The following is an 18,491-nucleotide window of genomic DNA, read 5'->3' as shown; positions in this document are numbered from 1 at the left end:
TGGGCACTTGTTGCGATGAGCCGCGTCGCGTCATGACAACTGCTGCCCTCTCGGTGCCCTGACTTCACCGCTCCTTCCTCATCAGTTAGGTTAGCCTTACCAATCTAACGAGGAGATTCAACTGTGAGCGTGACCACTGACGTGCTGCCCTACCGGATGTTTCCCGTCCGCCTGAGTCGACGCGAACGGCGGTCGCCGAGCCTGGTGCGGCTCACCTTCACCGACCCCTCGCTCGCGGGCTTTGCCGACCGCGGCTACGACCAGCGGGTCAAGCTGGTCGTGCCCAGACCGGGCGGCCTGCCGCTCGACGACTTTCCTGCCACGCCCGACTGGTGGGAGCTATGGCGGGAGCAACCCGTCGACCAGCGCGCCTTCATCCGCACCTACACGGTCGTCGCGGTGCGACCGGAAACACACGAGGTCGACATCGATTTCGTCGACCATGGCGTGAACGGTCCCGGCTCCCGGTTCGCGGCCGAGGCAGCACCGGGCGACGAGGCGGTGCTCTTCGGGCCGAATGCCGACTTCACCGGCGAGCCCGGCGGGTTGGAGTTCCGGCATGAACACGCAGCAGCATCAATACAACTCATCGTCGGCGACCTCAGCGCGCTGCCGGCGATCGAGAGCATCGCCGGCCGGCTCCCCCAGCAAGCGCACGGCCTGATCTGCGTCGAGGTGGAACACGCGGCCGACATCCAGCCGTTCGCCGCGCCGCCCGGCGTGCAGGTCGTGTGGTGCGCAGCCGATCGCGGCGACGACCAACTCGACACCGTCCGGCAATGGCTGACCGGCATCGGCCCGCTGGGCTCCGACGATGCGCGCACTACTGTCCTCGACAACGACGCCGACGCCTATTGGGAGGTGTCCGACCCCGGGCAGGGCGCGACGGGGCACCCGGCGCTGTCGGCGTGGATCGCCGGCGAGTCCGCGCAGGTGCGCGCATTGCGGCGGCTGTTGGTGAACGACTTCGAAATCCCCCGCGCCGCAGTGTGTTTCATGGGTTACTGGCGCATCGGAGTGGCTGGCAGCTGAGCCGGCAGTTCAGCCGGTGACGACCGGCAGGACGGTGCCTGCGGTAATGCGCACCAGGTCGTCGAAACTGATCGGGAAGACACTGTTCGCCGTGCCGGCCGCGGCCCAGAGTTCGTCATACGCCTGCAGGCTGCGGTCGACGACGGTGCGCAGCGGTGCCGGATGACCGATCGGCGAGACGCCGCCGATCGGCTGGCCGGTGACTTCCTTGACCAGCTTCGCCCGTGCCATCTCCACCGGCACGCCGAGTTCCGTGGACAGCAGGTCCGTGTCGACACGGTGCACGCCGCTGGTCATCACCAGCAGCGGCTCGCCGCCGGCGAGGAAGACCAGGCTGCTCGCGATCGCGCCGGGCGCACAGCCGAGTGCCGCCGTGGCCTGCGCCGCGGAGTGCGTCGACTCCGGGAGCACCCGGATGCGCCCGGGGCATCCGGCATCGACGAGTAGTTGCTGTATGGCGGCGGTCCGGTCGGCCACGAGTTTCCTCTCGACGGAAGGAGATTCAGTGCCGCCAGCGTATGCCGCGCTGCCCTCGCGTCGCCCGGCCGCGCCGGTTCGGCCGGGCGACCCATAGACTGCTCCTCGGAGTCGCGGCGCATCCGCGACCCATGCCCCCGTAGCTCAGGGGATAGAGCACCGCTCTCCTAAAGCGGGTGTCGCATGTTCGAATCATGCCGGGGGCACTGTACGTTCCGCAGCTCAGACGGCTTCGGGACCGCTCCGCCGCCGGTCTCCGTGATAGAGACCCTCCTCACCGACACAGATCGTGACCTGCGAATGCTCCGGCAGGACTGACTGGTCGGAGACAGTCCCGCCGCTACGAAGTGCTAGGGCACCACCGTAGCGGCCGAGTGGTTGGTGGTCCTGAGATCTCGATCGCGCGAGATCGGCCCGAGCCACACAACGGCGCTGCCGTAGCCAATCGCGGCGATCACCAGAACGTTTCGGGGCGAGGTCAGGCCCACGAGCAGGCCGCCGAGCAATGCCCCGAGGGGCAGGACCGCGAAGGTGAGGAGCCGTATTGCGGAGGTGACACGCGCCAGCAGGTGGGGCGGCACGATGCGCTGCCGGTACGAGGTGGAGATCGTGGTAAACATCGCGTTGGCTGCCAGGACGCCGAACAGCCCGATGGACATTGCCCAGGGTCCGAAGACGGCAGTCGTCGACGGCACGATCAGCGCGCATGGCCCGGCGATCGCGGCGCACACGACCAGAGCTCGAGCATCTCCGACGCTGTCTGCGACACGTGCACTGAGCAGTCCGCCGAGGATCCCGCCGGTGCTGCCGAGCGCGAGGACGATACCTGCCGTGCCGCTGGCAGTGTGCAAGGTGCGCACCAGGAAGGTCACCTCGACGGCGAGCCACACCGCCACGAAGAGGTTCATCCACGCCAGCGCGGCCACGAGGTTACGCAGTGGTCTGGCGCGTACGAGCCAACGCGAGCCGATCTTCAGCTCATCGCGCAACGGCACTCTGTCGCGCGGACGCAAAGGCAGGGAGTGCTCGCGCGCTTTGACCAGAGCGGTGCTGCATGCGGCGACCACGAAGCTGGCAGCGTCGAGCCACAGCGTCGCGGCCCCGCCGATCGCCGCGTAGAGAGCACCCCCGATCCCCGGGCCGGCCAATCGGCCGGCGGCATCGGTTGCTGCCAAGAGCCCGTTCGCCCGCACCAGTCGAGCTGGAGGCACGATCCCCGGCAACCAGCTTTGGTACGCCACGTCGAAGAACACCCCGAACACTCCGAGGGCCAAGGCCACCATCACCAACTGTGCCATCGTCAACCCACCCGCAACCGCGGCCACCGGAACCGAGGCGATGACGATAGCCCGGCAAGCATCCGCACCCAGCACGACCGGCCGACGATGCCTGTGGTCCAGCCAGACACCTGCCGGGAGAGCCAGCACCGCGTATGCCGTATAGGTGGCCGCGGTGAGGAGACTGACTTGCCAAGCGGCAGCGTGCAAAGTCACCAGCGCGACCAGCGGCAGCACGAGGGTTGTCACGGCTGTACCGATACTGCTGACGCCTTGTCCCATCCACACGATGCCGAAGTCGATCCGCCGAGGTTTGGGTCTGCCCTTCGCGTCGTGATCGGTCGACGTCATGGTTGTCGAGTTGCGTTCTCCGCGGTGATCTTTCCGGCCTGCTCCAACAGGGTGTGATGCCACTGCAGATCAGCGTCGATTCGCGCCGATGCGTGCCCAAGGATCAAGGCATCGATCACGCTCTGGCCGGGCTGGGCACGCTCACTTTCGTGTCGCACCAACGCCCTGCGAGCCTCCAGCGCTGCGATGCGATCCTCCACGAATCCCCGAAGGGTGTCTTCGTCCAGTTCTCCACTACTGGCCAACGCCAGATCCACCGGGTCCGGGCGCTGCTCGACATCGCGATACGCCTCCTCGCGCAGTGCCTTGAGCTCTCGGCGGCCCTCGGCGGTGATCGCGTACACCGTGCGCGCTGGCATGTTGCCGTGCTGCTCACGCCGTACTTCCTCGATCAGCCCCTCGTCATGCAGACGATGCAACGCGCCATACAGCGATCCCGGTTTGACCTCCGACCACAAGTCGGTGCGGCCAACCCGGGCATCACGACGGATCTGGTGCCCGTGCAGCGGCCCACGTTGATCCAAGGCAGCCAGAACAAACAGACGAGTAGGGTTCATGAGAGTAGTCAAACACGACTACTCCAGCTCGACAAGCGACCCGAGGACTCTTCGCTACCTGGCAGAGGCGGAGACCTTGCAACGTGTTGAAAGGAGAAGCCGGTGTGCATCCAAACGCCCAGTGTCCCTCCTGCCGAGCGGGGTACTTCGGTGTCGAGCGGGGTAGATATCCGACCGTTGGGCGTGCGTGGTTCTACCCCGGTCGGTGGGCTTCTACCCGCTCGGTGGACTTCTACCCGCTCGGTGAGGAGCTCGAGGCCGTATGCCGGTCGGCGGGTTTGCACCCCGCTCGGTGAGACGAGCCCATCGGGCACTCGGAGAGCGATCACACGGAAAGCCAGGGATCAAGTTGCGGGAGGCTCGCCGGCCAGCGTCAGGCGCCGCAGGGGCCTGGCTTGCCGCACTGGTCCGGTGCCGCTCAGGCAGGTGCGCTGCCGGTGCCGCGCGGGTCAGGCTGCGCCGCGGGTGGGCATCCGGCCGGGGGTGAGGTCCCAGTGGACGCCGGTGGCGGTGACGGCTGCGAGTAGCCCGAGGCGGTGGACCAGGTGGTGGTGGAACGCGCACAGCATCGCGGAGTTGATCAGGCAGGTGGTGCCGCCGGCCCACCACGGGTTCACATGGTGCACTTCGCACATGCCCGGTGGCCGGTCACACCCAGGGAAGGTGCATCCGTGGTCTCGGGTGATGACGGCGGTGCGTAACCCTTTGGTGACCAGGCGCTCTTTGCGTCCCACATCAAGGGGTTCACTCCGGGCGCCGAGGACGATCGGGATGACCTGCGCATCACACGCGATCCGGCGGGCAGCACCCGCATCCAGGATGTCGCCGGTCGCGACCGTCCGGGCATGCCCCACACCCTCGGTCAGGACTTCCAGGTTCATCGTGACCAGCGCCGTCGCCGCCGCACCGGTCGGGGATGCGTCCCCGCTGACCACTTTCGCGGCTGCGGTGACCAGTTCCGTCAACGCGTCCGCGCGACGTTTCCCCGGGGTCCGCTCATCCCGCACCGTCGTCGCCGACCCACTACCCGACGCCCCCGTGCCCGGGTCACCACCGTCGTCACACGGGACCGGTTTCGGTGCCGACAGGGCGAGAATGGCGGACTTGATCACCGCCGCACTGGCTGGGGCGAGTTCTGCGGTCAGGCGGGTCATCCCCGTCGGCGTGGTGAACCAGCTCAAGGTTTCGACGGCTTCCAGTTTCGCGTCCTGCGCCGAGAGGGTGTCGGGGGCGTACTGGGCGATGATCATCCGCGTCAACGCCGACACCCCACGAGACCCCAACGCCGGATCCAGTTGCAGGTAGTGACCCAACAGTTCATCCCGTGACGCCGTCGGTAACACCGGGGCGACCTTGTCCGTGTTCGACAACGCCGCCCGTGCCACCGTGCACGAACCTTCCCGCACCGCGCCGGCGACCACCGCGTTGCGGCGGTCGCCGTAGGCTTGCGCGACCACGGCCATCGTCTTCGCGTCCCGTGGTTCCACCATCGTGCCTGCCTCTACGGCGTGGGCGGTGATCCACTGCACCGCGGACGCCGACATGGACGTGTTCACCTCACCCCGGATATGCGCTTCGGCGACCACCACGGTCGCCACCTGGCTACTGCGGACGTGGACCCCCATCAGCTGGGTCATCAGGTCCGACAGTCCTTCTTCCCCGAGCTGGTACAACGCACCCGGCACCTCATCCAAGGCAGCCCGGAACTCCCGCGCCATCTCCAGAATCTCCGCAGCACGACCCGGCACCGCAACCGCCGGTGGCGCGGCGGGTGCGGCAGAACTTGGCGATTCACCCTGGGTCACCGGTGAATCCACCGGATCGCCGGAAACGTCACCACCGGGCACCCCCGAAACCTCAACCTCGCTGGGCACCAGAGGCCCGGGATCGTTGGTCGTCATACCCGGACCTCCTTACCGTTCAAGGCGTTTCGCTGTACCTGCAGTTTACCTGAACGCATCCTGATAGCACAAGAGTTCTATCATATAAATTTTCGAATGGTTCGCAGCCGGGGACACCCCTCGATACCCGAGTCACCTACCGAACCGCGACCGCCCCGTCATACGCCAGCAGATTGACTGACCGAGACAGCCGGGCTCGTTTTGGCATACTCCTGCACCGTGGAGAACTGGCGCGGAGTGGCCGATGCATACCGAAGATCATTCGCCACCCTATGTGCTGGAACCTTCCCCACGATCCTCGCGGACTTGGAACTGGGACGCCTTCTCGACATCGGATGCGGCACAGGTGACTTGCTCGTCGAAGCCGGCCGCCGCGGCTTCGACGTCACCGGAGCCGACGCCGATGTAGCCATGGTTCGTACCGCACGCACAATGGCGCGTTGCCCTGTGGTGACGGCCTCATTGCCGCACCTGCCGTTTCCGGACGACGCCTTCGACAGCATCGTCGCGAATTTCGTCATCAACCACGTACCGGATCCCAGGGCAGCGCTGGACGAGCTGAAGCGAGTCGTCGCTCCAGGTGGGCTCGTCGCAGTCAGCATCTGGCCGGCCGGTGGATCCGCCTGGAGCCAGCTCGTCAACGACTCCTTCCTCGGTGCGGGCGTCAGCTCCCGACCAAGTACGCAGCTACCTGAAGAGTTGGATTTTCCTCGCACCCCCGAAGGCTTGAGCGGAATCACAGTTGCCGCTGGCTTTCACATCGTGAGTGCCCGCGACCTGCGCTGGGCATGGCAGATCACCCCCAACGACTTGTGGGCAGGGATCAGCGGCGGGATCGCAAACGCCGGGATGACTTACCGGGCCCAGCCACCGCGCACCCAACAACGCGTTCGTCAGGAATTCACTACCCGCGCAACGCAGCTCGCGGGTGACGACGACCTACTGCATATCGACACCAACGCCGTGTATGTGCTCGCCCGCGGATAAAGCCAGCCAACCAGCACCAGCAAACGGTCGCAGGGTCGACAATCGCACGGCGTTGAGAGCCCATGCGAATCCGGCCAGCCAGTCGGCCGCCGCCGCACGCGGTGCCGGCGCCGGCCGGCTCTGATCCCACCCCTGGCCCGCGTTCGGCAGCCACCGGTCGTATGACGGGCCGACCCGCACGCCATTACCGTGACACGCATGGTGCAGCAAATCGCCGTGCTCAGCGACACCCACGGAGTCGACCCGACTCTTGCCGCCGTACTGGCCGAACCCGACGTCCGCTCGGCGGACCTGGTCGTCGTCACTGGCGACCTCGCCGCCGGACCTCAGCCGACCCAGGTCCTGGACCGGTTGCGCGCACTGGGCGATCGCGGACTCCTGGTGCGGGGAAACGCCGACCGAGACCTGGTCACCGTGGCTCGCGGCGGCCAGCCGCCGGAGGGGACTCCGGCGGTCGATCTCTGGGCCGCCGCCCAGCTGGGCGCGGCCGACATCACGCTGCTGGACCAGCTCCCCCACCCTGCGACGGTGGACCTCGACGACTTCGGCCAGGTGCTCTTCTGTCACGGAACTCCCCGCGATGACAACGAAGTGGTGCTGGTCGACACCCGGCTGTCGCGATGGGCGGACGTGCTGGCGGACGTCCCCGACGCGGTCCGCATCGTGTGCATGGGACACACCCACGTGCCGTTCGCGCGGCTTGTCGGACGCCGGTGGCTGGTCAACAGCGGCAGCACCGGTATGCCGTACGGAAGCAGCGGCGTTCCGTGGGTGCTGTTGAGTGCCAGCGGAATTCGACTACGCACCACGGCCATCGACCCGGCCGAAGTTGCCGCGGCAGTCGTGGCGGACAGTGGTTTCCCCGAGGTGGATCAGTGGGTGCAGGACTACATCGTGCATCCGCCGTCGGACGTCGACGCCGTGCTGGCGTTCGCCGCACGCGACGGCCGCGACCCGCAGTGGAACGCTGCAGGTGTATGACGCGTGCCCGGTCAGCGATGCAGCGGCCGGATGGGCCGGACCGGGTGCTCCGCACCCACCGTGTAGCTGTACGGCAGCGCAGCGAGCTCGTTCCCGCTCGGCGACTCCACGCCGGTGAACAGCGCATCCGCGTCGTCGAGGTAGAGCGTTCCGTGCACCGTCGTACCCCCTTGACCGTGCGCCGTCAGCATCGCGTGGATGGTCACCGTCTCGCCGGGCTGCACCACGACCGGCGCGAACGCCGCTTGCGCGGAGGCGCTTTGCCGCCACAGGTCGCCGGTCGGTGCGGCGAAACCGGGGTCGAATGCGCGCGTGGTCGCTGTCAGGGACAGTGTCGCCGTGCTGCTCTTTGCCGCACCGCCGCCGAACGGGCCGAGCGGTTGCGGCACCATCGCCCACGCTCCCTGCGTCACCTGCGCAGCTGTCCACGAGGCCACCGCGTCGTTGCCGGAAACAGTTGGAGCCAAATCAGGTTCGCCGGTGAACGGGCCGAGGTCGAAGGTCGTCGGCATGCTCCCATGCGACCTGCCGACCAGGGCCGTGGTGTGCGTCGGCACGAGCCACTCCGGCTCTGCTGCCGTCGCGGAAAGTGGCAGGTGCAGGTTGGTGGACGGGCTGATCGAGACCAGCCGAGTGGCCACCGACTGAGGCAGCCTGGCGTCGAGGAAATATGCCTCCGGCGCGGACGTCGCGTTGTGCACGGTGATCGCGACCGGCACCTGCTGGCCGGGCCGCAGGAACCTGCCGTCCGGCAACCCGGAGGCGACCGCGCGGATGGGCCTGAAGTCGATCCGGCCGGTGAACGGCGTGGCCAGCCGGTTGCCGGTCACCGGGTTGGTGAAGGTCGCGATCAGGGTCCAGGTGCCCGCGGCGGGGTGCATCGCGTGCAGGTGAGTTGCCGAACCCGGTTTGGTCTGGTGTCCCCCGACGAGAAGCGAATTCGCGGCCTGCGCGACCGACTGCCCATCGGGTGCGACCAGCATGGTCGAGTAGTTGTCCGTGGCTCCGTCGCCCAGCATTGTCTGTACGTCGAGCGCCGGCTCGCCGGCCGGCACGGCGAACTCGTAGTAGAACGTCTGCGCCGGCACCTGGGCGCGACCGTTGCCGCCATACATTGTCGTGGCGAAGCGACCGACTCCGCCGACGATCGGGACCCGCGAGCGCAGGTTGACCGGCACCGACCCGGTGACGCCGCCCGTCGCGACATACGAGACGGAGTCGCTGCGATCGCCCGGCTCGCTGGGAAGCGGCGACCGGACGGTGAACGTCGCACTCGCACCGGGAGCCAGTGCGGCTCGCGCGGGCCTGACGGTGCCCGATGCCGCGAACCGCGAAGCGGTGATGCCGACGTGGACGGCGGTCCCGCCAGGTGCGGAGACGACCGCAGTCCAGGTGCCGGCGTCCGGGTCGTGCACATCGACGTGGCCGTGGTTGCCGGCGCCCTGGGGCAGGCTGTAGGCGATCATCCGGCCGCGAGCGTCGAGCAGCGAGATCTCCGGCGTCGTCGAGGTCGAGGCCAGGTCGGCGTCCAGACGGTCGGTGCCGGGCCGCACCCGGAAGTGCAGGACCACCGGCGAGTCGTCCGGCAGGGTCACCGTGCGCTGCAGCAGCGTGACTGGAGCCTGCAGGGTGCGGGTGGCGAGCCGGACGGTGCTGGTGCGCGACCCGGTGTTGGTGAGGGTGAAGTGCTGCACCGCCGTGCCGCCGGTATTGCCGACAGCGTCCAGCTGCTGAGTGTCGCTGATCAGGCTGGCGCCGTATGCCGTGGGCGATCCGTCCGGGGTGCGCACCGAGCGGGCCGCGAGCACCGCCCGATAGGCGTCGACGAGCCCCGCACCCTGCTGGTCTCCGGGAGCGTGCAGGTCGGTGGCGGTGCCGCTGATGATCCGTCGCACCAGAGCAGCGCTCGGGGTGGCTCCGTGATGGCTGCCCCGATAGGCCTGGATCACCAGCGCGGCCACCGCGGCCACGATCGGGCCGGACTCACTGGTGCCGCCGCTCTGCTGGATGTCCTTGCCCGCGCACACCGGAGCGGTCTTGACGCAGGCGATCCAGTCGAGGTCACCGGGCGCCACGACATCGACGCTGCGGCCCTGCTGGGTGAAGCCACCGGAGGACAGCGAGCTGATGTTGTCGCTGACCCACCCGGTGGTTCCCGTAGGTACCTCGCCGGTTTGCAGATAGCTGCGGAACACCGTGGACGCGCCGACACTGATGACGCCAGGCTGCGACGACGGCGACCAGATCGTGCTCTCCAGTCCGGCGTCGTATGACGGGCTGGTCACCGTCACTCCGGCGGCCATGGCCGCCGAGTTCGCCTGCTTGATGAGGTCCGCTGCGGTGTCGGGGAAGGGGAACGTGCCGCCTTCCTCGTTGAGGACGTTGACGTGGTCGGTGTCGACTGCGTAGTCGATCGCTTCCAGGAACGCCGAGGTGGTCGTCATCGAGTTCTGGCCGTAGACCTTGTAGTTGTCCAGCGTCACTCCGGGGGCGACACCTTCGATCTTGATCGTGCAGCCCTTGGGCACGGCGCCGAACTGGCTCAGGTCGTAGGTGCCGTTGCCCTGCGCCGCGATGACGCTGTCGTCCAGGTAGGTCTCATCGTCCGACATGTTGGCGGCATTCCACCCGTCGCCGGTGAAGTCCACATGGCTCTTGATGACGTGCTGACCGTTCGGGCGGATCAGCTCGGGCTCGTCGACATCGATGCCGACCGCGATGTCGCCGACAGTGACGCCCTTGCCGGTGTAGCCGAGACTGCGAGCGGTCTTGGCTCCCGGCTGGTCGGAGTCGGCGTTGACGGCGAGCAGCCCCTCGGGGTTGAGCTGGGTCTTACCTTTGGCCGGGCAGACGCCGGCGACGGGCGTCGCCGCTGCGCCCTGCCCGCCTGCCTTCGGCACCACGACCGGCTGCGGCCCGCGGAACTGCACATCAGGGACGACCTCGGACACCGCGGGATCCCGCGAGAGCGCCGCCTGCTCCGCCGGGGAGACCGTGGCGACGACGGCATTGACGAGCTGGATCGACCGAATCTCCTTGGCACCGCTGGCTTGAAGACTGGCGACGACCGGCGCCTGATCGGCCCGGACCGCGCCGGACCGCTCGGTGCGCTTGGCGGCGGTGGAGAGCATCCCGCCGAACTGGTCGGCGAGCACCACGATGACCTTGGAGGTGGCCGGTGCCGGCGCGGCGCTGAACGGTCGATGCACCGCCTGCGGCGCCGCGAACGCCGGAGTCACCCCCTGACCGAAAGCGAGTGCCACCAGCGCAACTGGGGCAGTGGCTGCCCAGACCCGCATGCGATTCCCCATCGAAAGTGCTCCTCACTCACGCTGCCGGACAGCTTTCCCCGCCTTGGCACGGTGCACCCTGCGGGCACCTGTTGGCAACCCGGCCACGCACGTTCGGGCAAGACCGCACCGCGCACCCTGTCACGATGGAGGTATGACGCAACCATCGCAGGACCGCATCAGCACCGCCACCCGCACCATCGCCGCACCCGCGGCCACCATCTTCGAGCTGATCGCCGACCCGAGCCGCCAGCCGGAGTGGGACGGCAACGACAACCTGGCGCAGGCCGCACCCGGCCAGCGTGTCCACGGGGTCGGCGACGTGTTCCGGATGACCATCACGAAGGGTCTCGACCGCGACAACCACGTCGTCGAGTTCGAGGAGGGCCGGCGCATCGCCTGGCGTCCGTCCGAGCCGGGCAAGCCGCAGCCCGGGCACCTCTGGCGGTGGGAGCTGCGCCCGCTCGACGACACCCACACCGAGGTGACGCACACCTACGACTGGACGCAGCTGCACGACGCGGCCCGTGAGGAGCGGGCACGCTGGACCACCTCCGAACGGCTGGCCGCATCACTCGAAAAGCTCGCCGCGGCAAGCGAATCCGCCTGACGGCCCGGCTCAGCCGAGTTCGCCGCGCAGCTTCGCGAGCCGGGACTGCAACCGGTCGACCCGGTGCGCGTTGCCGTCGAGGGCGACATACTCCTCGCCGAAGCGCTGTAGCAACGCGTCGTCGAGCCGGCGGACCGCACCCGGCGGGGTGCGATAGGCCATCCGTTCGTCGATCCGGTCGGTGTCGACCTGCCGGAGCGCCGCGGCCAGATCGGCGAGCGTCGGGATGCCGAGCTCGTGCACCAGCCCCGCCATCCACGAGTAGTGGTCGGCACGTGACCAGGCCGCCCCGGCATACTGCCCGGCGAGGTATGCCGCGAGCTCGCGCGACGTTATGCGGTCGGTCTGGGCGGGCCCCGGCACCGACTCGGCGGCACCCGAGCGCAGCTTGTCCCGGATGGTCGAGAATTCCTCGTCCGCGAGTTCCAGCAGACCGGCGGCGAGGGTGAAGCGGCGATCGAAGTCGGGCCGCTGCTCCGGCGGGATGGTGCCCTTGTAGCGGATGTCGTGCTCGAACTCCGCCCACGCGTGCTGCAGCACCGTGCGGATCTGCACCTGGATCTGCCGGTCTCCGATCTCCGGGTGGGCCAGCCGGTCGTCGTCGGCCAGCCGCAGCTGCAGGTGCCGGCTGGAGTACCCGAAGCGGCCCTGCAGCGCCGTCTCCTCCCCCATGTCCCGGTCGTCCAGCAACTCCGTCTCCGCGGCCAGCAGTTGCACGACGGCGTCGACGTCGCCACGCACATAGGTGATCACCCGCACCCCGACCGTGTCGCCGATCTGACGCAGCGGATCGGGATAGAGCAACTCGCCGTTCTGCTCACGCGCTGCCTTTTCGGCAAAGGACGCAACGGTTTTCGCGCGTCCGCTGACCGTCAGATAGTTCAGCCCCGCGTCGTCGAGCACGCCTGCGATGAGTTCGACCGCGTCGGCGGTGGCCCGCTCGACGAGGGGGAACTGCACGGCATACGCGCGCCGCGCAGCGTTGACCGCTGCCGTGCGGCTCCGTTCCTGGGGCGACTGCCGCGACGGGGACAGCCCCTCCGGCAGGCGAGGCGTCACGATGTAACCCCCGGCAAAGTCACCGTAGGTTGTGACCCGCTCTGGCACCTGCTGGGCGAGCAACGCGACATACGCACAGATGATCGCGTCGATCGGGTCCTCCGCGCTGCGCAACTGCGCCTTGCGCGTCGCGCCCTGCACCGTGTCGACGAGGCCCTGCCACTGCGCGCTCTGCTTCAGCCGCAGCGCGGGCTTGGCGCTCTCCAGCGACTCCAGCAGCCGGATCAGGGTCAGCATCTCCCCTCGCAACTGCTCGACATCGCGGCCGGGTTTGTTCTTGTATTTCAGTGTCTGGCCCAGCCGGAAGAGCGCGACCGTCGCCGGGTGCGGATAGACCTCGAGCGCCCGGCGCGAGGCCCGCGAATCGGGCGCGATGTCGAGGCCGAGCAGCACCGCCACCCGCGCACCCCGAGTGCCGGCGGCGAAGGCCGGGTTGGCCAGGTTGGACGGGTGGGCTCCGGCTTCGTATGCCGCGAAATCCTTCCCGAGCGCTTGCTCCGCCGGGCGGCTGCCGGTCTCGTTGGCGACGATCAGCGGCGCGTCGATGCCCGCGACGAGGTCCCCTGGCGCGGCAGCCTGCACGATCGCGGCGATCTCGTCGTCGGTGCGGACCGCAACCACCTGCCGCAGCGCTCCGGTGCCGTCCAGCACGGCGACACCGGTGGGGTTCCGCTCGCCCCAGGCGAGATCAATACCGACGAAATGCATGTCTGCAGCATGCCGCATCCGGCACGCGTCCGGCGCGTGTCCCGCCGACCGGCGCCTCCCCACTCGTAGCATGGGCGTATGCCGACGAGCGGCGACGACGAGTCACGGTCCGCGAACGACGAGTTCATGGACCGGTGGTCCGCCGATGCCGGCGACGGCAACGACCCGGAGCCGGAGCGGGGCGTTCCCGGTCTCCTGCCCGGTGCGCTCCTCGGTGCGGGTGTCGCGGTGCTCTGCGGCATCTGCATCTATCTGCTCGCCGGCGGCGGAACATCCGGCTCCTCCCAGGTCACCGTGACCTACACCGGCGACGGGCAGACCACGACCGTGACGCAGCAGGCGGACGACACCGGGGGCGACGCCGTGCCGTCGACGGTCACGGTGACGGCACCGCCGAACACGGTGACCATCGAGGTCACCCGCACCGGCCGGGCCACGACGCTGACCAGCACGCGGACGCACACCGTCACCTCGACTGCCAAGCCTCAGACGAAGACGGTCACCGAGACCACCACGGTCACCCAGCCACCGGTGATCGGGCCAACCAGTCCCCTCGGCTGAAGCTGGCTATTCCTTCAGCGCCGCCGGGGCCGCGTCCAATGCCTCCTGGATGGCGTCGATGACGCGTTGCGCCGAGGCGGCGGTGAGTTCGAGCGCGATGCGCTGCCCTGGCCCGCCGGCGGGATCGGTCAGATCCAGGTTGAGGGTGTGCTCGGCCATCGCGTGCACCGGGTGGTCGAAGTAGGCCGCCGCGTCCGTGACGCGAAACCACTTGCCCCCCGGTGCTTTCGCGCTGCCATCGATGTCGGTCTTGACGGTGATGTAGGTGCACATGGCTCAGGCCCCGAGGTGTTCGGCGTAGAAGGTCTCGATGCGTTCCCAGCCATCGTTCGCGGCCGCGACGTTGTATGACGGCCGGTCGACCGCGAAGAAGGCGTGACCGGCACCGTCATACGAAAAGAACTGGTGCGGCTTGTCATTCGCGGTCAGGATCTCGTCCAGCTCGGCCACCTGTTCCGGGCTGGGGAACTTGTCCTCTGCGCCGAAGAGCCCGAGCAGCGGTGCGCGCAACTGCGGCAGCAACGGCACCAGGTTGGTCACGTTCAGCGGGTGCTCGGCCGGCGGCGTTCCCGTGACGAACGCGCCGTAACAGTCGACCGCAGCGTCCAGATCCAGGCGACATGCGGCGAGCACCGCCTGCCGGCCGCCCGAGCAATGCCCGATGACACCGACCTTGCCGTTCGCGTGCGGCAGCGCCCGCAGGTATGCCGCGGCGACCTTGACGTCGGACACCAGCCGCTCGTCCGGGACGCCACCGGCTGCGCGCACCAGGGCGGCCGCATCCGACGGGTCCGCGCCGGGCGCCTCGCGCGAGTAGAGGTTGGGGCAGATCGCGTCATACCCGAGTTCGGCGAAGCGCCGCACCATCTCCTTGGTCGCCCGGTCGTAGCCGGGCAGGTGATGGATGACGACGACCCCTCCGCGGGGCTCGTCGCTGCCAGGGGTCGCCAGGTAGGCCTCGACGCGAGACCCGTCCTCGCCGGCCAGGTGCACAGTGGTTGCAGTCAGCGAATCAGACATATCGCTGGTCTATCAGATCGGGTTGAGAGCCAGAGCCGGTATGCCGCTGACCGCTACGACGCGTGCTGCTGCACAACCCGCCCGATGCGCGGAAGTGCCTGCTGCACATGGCCTTTCGCCTTGCCGCGCAGACCCTGGTAAGCACGCTTGAGCGGCTCGCGGTCGGTCGCTGCTGCTCGTGCGTCGGTGACGGACAGCAGGGCGTCGGCAGCCGCATCCCCGCGCTCGGCGAGGTACGCGCCGAAGTCGCCGGCGCCGCCGAAGTCGTCCCAGAAGGGTTGGAGCGCGGTCGCGAAGTCGGGCAGCATCCGGTCGGTCGCGCTGGCCGCGATGCTCGGGCTGACCTTGCGGACCGCGGCATACCCGGCCTTGACGGTGACGCCGCCGACGCCCTTCTTCTCCTTCACTTCCGCGTTGACCACGGACACGAGGTCGGCGACGACGGCGGGACGACGGTCGGGAGCAAGCAGCGTGTCGGACAGCGACGACATGGATGGGCCTTCCGGTGCAGAGGTGAGGGAAATGCGCTGACCCGCCGGGCCCAGTGGGCGCGGCGGGTCAGTGGGGTGCGGGAGAGTGCGGTGACTCAGATGCGGCCGTAGCCGACCACACCTGCGTAGATCGGCCGGATGCCGACGGTGCCACCGGGGTGGTTGGCGTCGATCATCATGCCGTTGCCGATGTAGATCGCCACGTGGTAGGCGTAGCTGCTGCTGCCGAAGAAGATCAGGTCGCCCGGCTGCGGGCTGGACACCGAGGTGGCCGCAAACATCTGGGCCGTCGCCGTGCGCGGGATCGACTGGCCCGCCAGCGAGTAGACATACTGAGTGAACCCGGAGCAGTCGAAACCGGCCGGGGTGCTCCCGCCATACACATACGGAACGCCGACGAAACGCTCGGCGATCGCCACGATGCCACTGGCCGGCGCGGGCGTTGGGGTCGGGTTGGTCGCGGGCGGCGTCGGAGTGGTCGGCTGCGTCGTGGGCTGCGTGCTCTGCGCCGGGCTCGTCGTCGTCGTCGTGCGCGACACGGAGGAGACCTGGGGGCGAACGACCGGCTTCGGCGCGACGTAGGGCCTCGCCGTGACGGTGCTCGCGAGTTCGGTGTGTGCCGCCACAGTGGTCAGCTGGTGCTGTGCACGAGTGGTGGCAAGCGGGTGCGCGACTGCCTGTGTGCGCGCGCCTTGTGCGGCGAAGTCGACCGAGCTCGCGCCAGAGATCGAAGCGACTCCGGTGGTCGCTGCGTTCGCTGCCTGCGGCGCCGCGATGGAAGCGACCAGCCCGCCGGCGACGGCAACGGTCGCGGACACGCGGGCGGTTGAGTTGAAGGTCGTCGACAACTTGCTCGGGGCGCGGTGGCGCCCACGGGGACCAAGAACTGACACGGGATACCTCTCCGTCGCCTACGAGGTGAGCTGTCGGGCTCGGGCCGAAGATGCCCGGTCTCGGCGCAACAATCCCCGTGATGCTGCACCGCTACTTCGCCCCAAGGACGACTTTCGTCGCCCGGTGTTGGTTCCCCCGCTCCTGCCTGGCGGTTTTCGCTACACCCGGGCGGCTGGCAGGACTCGGCGTTGCCTTCCGGGAGCCCATCGGTCTGACGAGCCGCAGGCAACGCTACACAAAGATCACGGCCGTGTCACAGCGAGGTCACGAATCCGCCAACGAATAGTCAGCAAATAGTCCTTCCGGACTGGCAAGGCCCACCTCAGGACGCGTCGACGAACACGTGCATCGCGACGTCGCGTGGCAGCGAGACGGCCTCGCTGCCATCCGCCTTCACCAGCACCCGGTCGCCTTCGAGGTGAGCCTCGACGGTGGCGTTCGGGGTCACCCCACCGGCGGTGAGCACGCTCAGCGCCTCCTGGTCCGCCTGCGCCGGCTCACCCACCCGGCGTACGACGAGCTTGGCCGGCGCCTCGGTAACCACCTCGGTGAGCGACCGCACACCGTCGCGGAAGTGCAGTCTCGTCTCCTCCTCGCCCAGCTCCTCCAAGCCCGGGATCGGGTTGCCGTATGGCGAAATGTGCCGCTCGTCGAGCATCACGAGGATCTTGCGCTCGACACGCTCGCTCATCACGTGCTCCCACCGGCACGCCTCGTCGTGGGCGTATTCGAGCTCCACGCCGATGATGTCGACAAGCAGCCGCTCGGCCAGCCGGTGCTTGCGCATCACCCGCACCGCGAGCAGGCGGCCGTGCTCGGTGAGCTCCAGATGACGGTCTCCGGCGAGCGTCAGCAGACCGTCACGCTCCATCCGCGCAACCGTCTGCGAGACGGTTGGTCCCGAGTGTCCGAGGCGTTCGGCGATGCGCGCGCGCAGCGGCACGATCCCCTCCTCCTCAAGGTCGAAGATGGTGCGCAGGTACATCTCGGTGGTGTCGATCAGGTCGCTCACAAGGGTCAGCCTGCCACTAAGCGCCGACAGGTGCCATTCGCGACTCGACATACCAATTTCCGGATAAAGTCCGGGAATCAATCCACCACCCGCTACGTTCTGGTGGTGGAAGGCGAGGGGCTCCTCCCCCCTGACCCTCGCCTTTCCGAACCGTCCGCCTGGCGGGCGGGGTGAGCGCGCTGTCCGCAGCAGCGCTCGGACGGCTGGCGCACCTCCCCTGGGCGCCAGCCGTTCTCATGTCCGCACCCTTTCGCCCGGCGCCGGAAAAACCCGTTGCCAGGCGCGGGGCAGCGGATCTAGCGTGAAGCCACACGAGAAAGGAGGTGGTCCACTAGTGAATTCCCAGCGGACGCGTGAGGTGGTTGCGCGCTAGCGCAGCCTTCGTATTTCGTCGCCGGCCACCTCCGTGTGACCGACGAGACGGACGTTCGGTAGCTACTCCAACGCAGCCACCGCAGCCCGTGGGTGCGCGATCTCGTCCATCGCGCGACCGGCTTCGCCGGAGCCCACGGGTTGTTCGCGTGCCTGCGTCTTCTTGCTCGACTCCTCGCTGGCCGGCCAGCGGGCCGGGCTCGCAAGCTCGCCCGGCTACGGCTGGCGGCGCTCGACGCGCCAGGCGTTCTCGTCGGCCAGGTCGCCGTCACCGGTGCGCAGGAAGACCAGCCGGTCGTGCAGCCGGCTGCTCCGCCCGGCCCAGAACTCCACCTCGGCACAACGCACGACATACCCGCCCCAGAAGTCCGGCAGCGGCACGTCGTCCGCGCTGCCGGTGTCCGGCCACATCCGTTCGTATGCCGCCACCGCCTCCTCGAGGTCGGCGCGGCTGCCCGACGGCTGCGACTGTCGCGACGCCCACGCACCGATGCGCGAACCGTAAGGACGGCTGCCAAAGTAGTCGGCCGACCGCTCGGGCGTCATCCGCTCGGCGACGCCGACGAACCGGATCGCCCGGAACATCGGTGGCCAGGTGAGCGCGGCCGCGACCTTCGGATTCTCTTGCAGGTCAACGCCTTTGCGGCTTGTGTAGTTGGTGTAGAAACCGGGACCGTCCGGGCCGAGATAGCGCATCAGCACCGTCCGCACATGCGGCTGCCCGGCAGCGTCGGCCGTGGCGACGGAGATCGCATCCGGTTCGGGGACGTCCCCCTTCGCCGCCTGACGGGTGACGGCGTCCTGCACCCACCGTTCGACCAGCGGCAGCGGCGCCGCCGGCAGGTCGTGCTCGTCCAGGCCTTCGCCTGCGTAGTCCCAGCGTTCGATCGGCTGCATGGCACCGACGCTAC

17 protein-coding genes, 1 tRNA gene and 1 riboswitch are annotated in these 18,491 nt (G+C 68.6%); of the genes, 6 read left to right on the top strand and 12 right to left on the bottom strand.

Going from position 1 to position 18,491, the window contains the following annotated elements:
* Positions 1–123: 123 nt before the first annotated feature.
* Positions 124–1,032, top strand: a complete 909-nt coding sequence (locus EFY87_RS06290) for a siderophore-interacting protein (RefSeq protein WP_123270615.1) — start codon at positions 124–126, stop codon at positions 1,030–1,032.
* Positions 1,033–1,041: 9 nt separating this feature from the next.
* On the opposite strand, the gene EFY87_RS06285 is transcribed toward EFY87_RS06290, so the two are convergent.
* Positions 1,042–1,509, bottom strand: coding sequence for a YbaK/EbsC family protein (locus EFY87_RS06285; RefSeq protein WP_123270614.1), 468 nt, complete (start codon positions 1,507–1,509; stop codon positions 1,042–1,044).
* A gap of 133 nt (positions 1,510–1,642) precedes the next feature.
* Here EFY87_RS06285 and EFY87_RS06280 point away from each other — a divergent pair.
* Positions 1,643–1,715: transfer RNA gene (locus EFY87_RS06280), tRNA-Arg, on the top strand.
* A gap of 144 nt (positions 1,716–1,859) precedes the next feature.
* On the opposite strand, the gene EFY87_RS06275 is transcribed toward EFY87_RS06280, so the two are convergent.
* The 3 genes from EFY87_RS06275 to EFY87_RS06265 form a co-directional block, all read right to left on the bottom strand.
* Positions 1,860–3,137, bottom strand: coding sequence for an MFS transporter (locus EFY87_RS06275; RefSeq protein WP_123270613.1), 1,278 nt, complete (start codon positions 3,135–3,137; stop codon positions 1,860–1,862).
* Entirely contained in the window at positions 3,134–3,694 is a 561-nt protein-coding gene (locus EFY87_RS06270; protein ID WP_123270612.1) for a PadR family transcriptional regulator, read from the bottom strand. Before EFY87_RS06270 ends, EFY87_RS06275 begins: the two co-directional genes overlap by 4 nt.
* A gap of 449 nt (positions 3,695–4,143) precedes the next feature.
* Positions 4,144–5,595, bottom strand: coding sequence for an HNH endonuclease signature motif containing protein (locus tag EFY87_RS06265; RefSeq protein ID WP_123270611.1), 1,452 nt, complete (start codon positions 5,593–5,595; stop codon positions 4,144–4,146).
* 219 nt (positions 5,596–5,814) lie between these two features.
* Here EFY87_RS06265 and EFY87_RS06260 point away from each other — a divergent pair, with 219 nt between their 5' ends.
* Together EFY87_RS06260 and EFY87_RS06255 are read left to right on the top strand one after the other, a co-directional pair.
* The gene (locus EFY87_RS06260; protein ID WP_158607528.1) at positions 5,815–6,582 is read left to right on the top strand and encodes a class I SAM-dependent methyltransferase; all 768 of its coding nucleotides are present in this window, start codon (positions 5,815–5,817) and stop codon (positions 6,580–6,582) included.
* Positions 6,583–6,780: 198 nt separating this feature from the next.
* Complete coding sequence (locus EFY87_RS06255) at positions 6,781–7,563, top strand: metallophosphoesterase family protein (protein ID WP_123270609.1); 783 nt, start codon at positions 6,781–6,783, stop codon at positions 7,561–7,563.
* A gap of 11 nt (positions 7,564–7,574) precedes the next feature.
* Here the strand turns inward: EFY87_RS06255 and EFY87_RS06250 are convergent, their stop codons facing one another.
* Positions 7,575–10,874 (bottom strand): S8 family serine peptidase, encoded by a 3,300-nt coding sequence (locus EFY87_RS06250; RefSeq protein WP_123270608.1) that lies wholly within the window; start codon positions 10,872–10,874, stop codon positions 7,575–7,577.
* Positions 10,875–11,007: 133 nt separating this feature from the next.
* On the opposite strand from EFY87_RS06250, the gene EFY87_RS06245 reads away from it, so the two are divergent.
* Positions 11,008–11,463, top strand: a complete 456-nt coding sequence (locus EFY87_RS06245; RefSeq protein ID WP_123270607.1) for an SRPBCC family protein — start codon at positions 11,008–11,010, stop codon at positions 11,461–11,463.
* A gap of 9 nt (positions 11,464–11,472) precedes the next feature.
* Here EFY87_RS06245 and EFY87_RS06240 read toward each other — a convergent pair whose 3' ends face one another.
* Positions 11,473–13,230, bottom strand: a complete 1,758-nt coding sequence (locus EFY87_RS06240; RefSeq protein ID WP_123270727.1) for a DUF429 domain-containing protein — start codon at positions 13,228–13,230, stop codon at positions 11,473–11,475.
* 78 nt (positions 13,231–13,308) lie between these two features.
* On the opposite strand from EFY87_RS06240, the gene EFY87_RS06235 reads away from it, so the two are divergent.
* Positions 13,309–13,791, top strand: a complete 483-nt coding sequence (locus tag EFY87_RS06235) for a hypothetical protein (protein ID WP_123270606.1) — start codon at positions 13,309–13,311, stop codon at positions 13,789–13,791.
* A gap of 6 nt (positions 13,792–13,797) precedes the next feature.
* On the opposite strand, the gene EFY87_RS06230 is transcribed toward EFY87_RS06235, so the two are convergent.
* From EFY87_RS06230 to pdxH, 6 genes are all read right to left on the bottom strand, one after another.
* The gene (locus EFY87_RS06230; protein ID WP_123270605.1) at positions 13,798–14,064 is read right to left on the bottom strand and encodes a DUF6295 family protein; all 267 of its coding nucleotides are present in this window, start codon (positions 14,062–14,064) and stop codon (positions 13,798–13,800) included.
* 3 nt (positions 14,065–14,067) lie between these two features.
* Positions 14,068–14,811, bottom strand: a complete 744-nt coding sequence (locus tag EFY87_RS06225; protein WP_123270604.1) for a dienelactone hydrolase family protein — start codon at positions 14,809–14,811, stop codon at positions 14,068–14,070.
* Positions 14,812–14,864: 53 nt separating this feature from the next.
* Positions 14,865–15,302, bottom strand: coding sequence for a DUF6918 family protein (locus EFY87_RS06220; protein ID WP_123270603.1), 438 nt, complete (start codon positions 15,300–15,302; stop codon positions 14,865–14,867).
* 95 nt (positions 15,303–15,397) lie between these two features.
* Positions 15,398–16,120 (bottom strand): C40 family peptidase, encoded by a 723-nt coding sequence (locus EFY87_RS06215; RefSeq protein WP_158607527.1) that lies wholly within the window; start codon positions 16,118–16,120, stop codon positions 15,398–15,400.
* 77 nt (positions 16,121–16,197) lie between these two features.
* Positions 16,198–16,357: riboswitch (cyclic di-AMP (ydaO/yuaA leader) on the bottom strand.
* 161 nt (positions 16,358–16,518) lie between these two features.
* Positions 16,519–17,208, bottom strand: coding sequence for an iron-dependent transcriptional repressor DtxR (locus tag EFY87_RS06210; protein WP_123270601.1), 690 nt, complete (start codon positions 17,206–17,208; stop codon positions 16,519–16,521).
* 588 nt (positions 17,209–17,796) lie between these two features.
* Positions 17,797–18,477: a pyridoxamine 5'-phosphate oxidase gene (pdxH, locus tag EFY87_RS06205; RefSeq protein WP_123270600.1), complete on the bottom strand. Its 681-nt coding sequence runs from the start codon at positions 18,475–18,477 to the stop codon at positions 17,797–17,799.
* Positions 18,478–18,491 lie beyond the last annotated feature (14 nt).

Source organism: Flexivirga caeni (genome assembly GCF_003724155.1).
Classification (GTDB): domain Bacteria; phylum Actinomycetota; class Actinomycetes; order Actinomycetales; family Dermatophilaceae; genus Flexivirga; species Flexivirga caeni.
This window is presented reverse-complemented; position numbering and strand designations above follow the sequence as displayed.

Bases quoted from the DNA above. Each gene is read 5' to 3' on its own strand.
- EFY87_RS06275 (WP_123270613.1), bottom strand. From the start codon at position 3,137: ATGACGTCGACCGATCACGACGCGAAGGGCAGACCCAAACCTCGGCGG.
- EFY87_RS06265 (WP_123270611.1), bottom strand. From the start codon at position 5,595: ATGACGACCAACGATCCCGGGCCTCTGGTGCCCAGCGAGGTTGAGGTT.
- EFY87_RS06250 (WP_123270608.1), bottom strand. From the start codon at position 10,874: ATGGGGAATCGCATGCGGGTCTGGGCAGCCACTGCCCCAGTTGCGCTG.
- EFY87_RS06220 (WP_123270603.1), bottom strand. From the start codon at position 15,302: ATGTCGTCGCTGTCCGACACGCTGCTTGCTCCCGACCGTCGTCCCGCC.
- EFY87_RS06245 (WP_123270607.1), top strand. From the start codon at position 11,008: ATGACGCAACCATCGCAGGACCGCATCAGCACCGCCACCCGCACCATC.
- EFY87_RS06270 (WP_123270612.1), bottom strand. From the start codon at position 3,694: ATGAACCCTACTCGTCTGTTTGTTCTGGCTGCCTTGGATCAACGTGGG.
- EFY87_RS06235 (WP_123270606.1), top strand. From the start codon at position 13,309: ATGCCGACGAGCGGCGACGACGAGTCACGGTCCGCGAACGACGAGTTC.
- pdxH (WP_123270600.1), bottom strand. From the start codon at position 18,477: ATGCAGCCGATCGAACGCTGGGACTACGCAGGCGAAGGCCTGGACGAG.
- EFY87_RS06240 (WP_123270727.1), bottom strand. From the start codon at position 13,230: ATGCATTTCGTCGGTATTGATCTCGCCTGGGGCGAGCGGAACCCCACC.
- EFY87_RS06255 (WP_123270609.1), top strand. From the start codon at position 6,781: ATGGTGCAGCAAATCGCCGTGCTCAGCGACACCCACGGAGTCGACCCG.
- EFY87_RS06225 (WP_123270604.1), bottom strand. From the start codon at position 14,811: ATGTCTGATTCGCTGACTGCAACCACTGTGCACCTGGCCGGCGAGGAC.
- EFY87_RS06230 (WP_123270605.1), bottom strand. From the start codon at position 14,064: ATGTGCACCTACATCACCGTCAAGACCGACATCGATGGCAGCGCGAAA.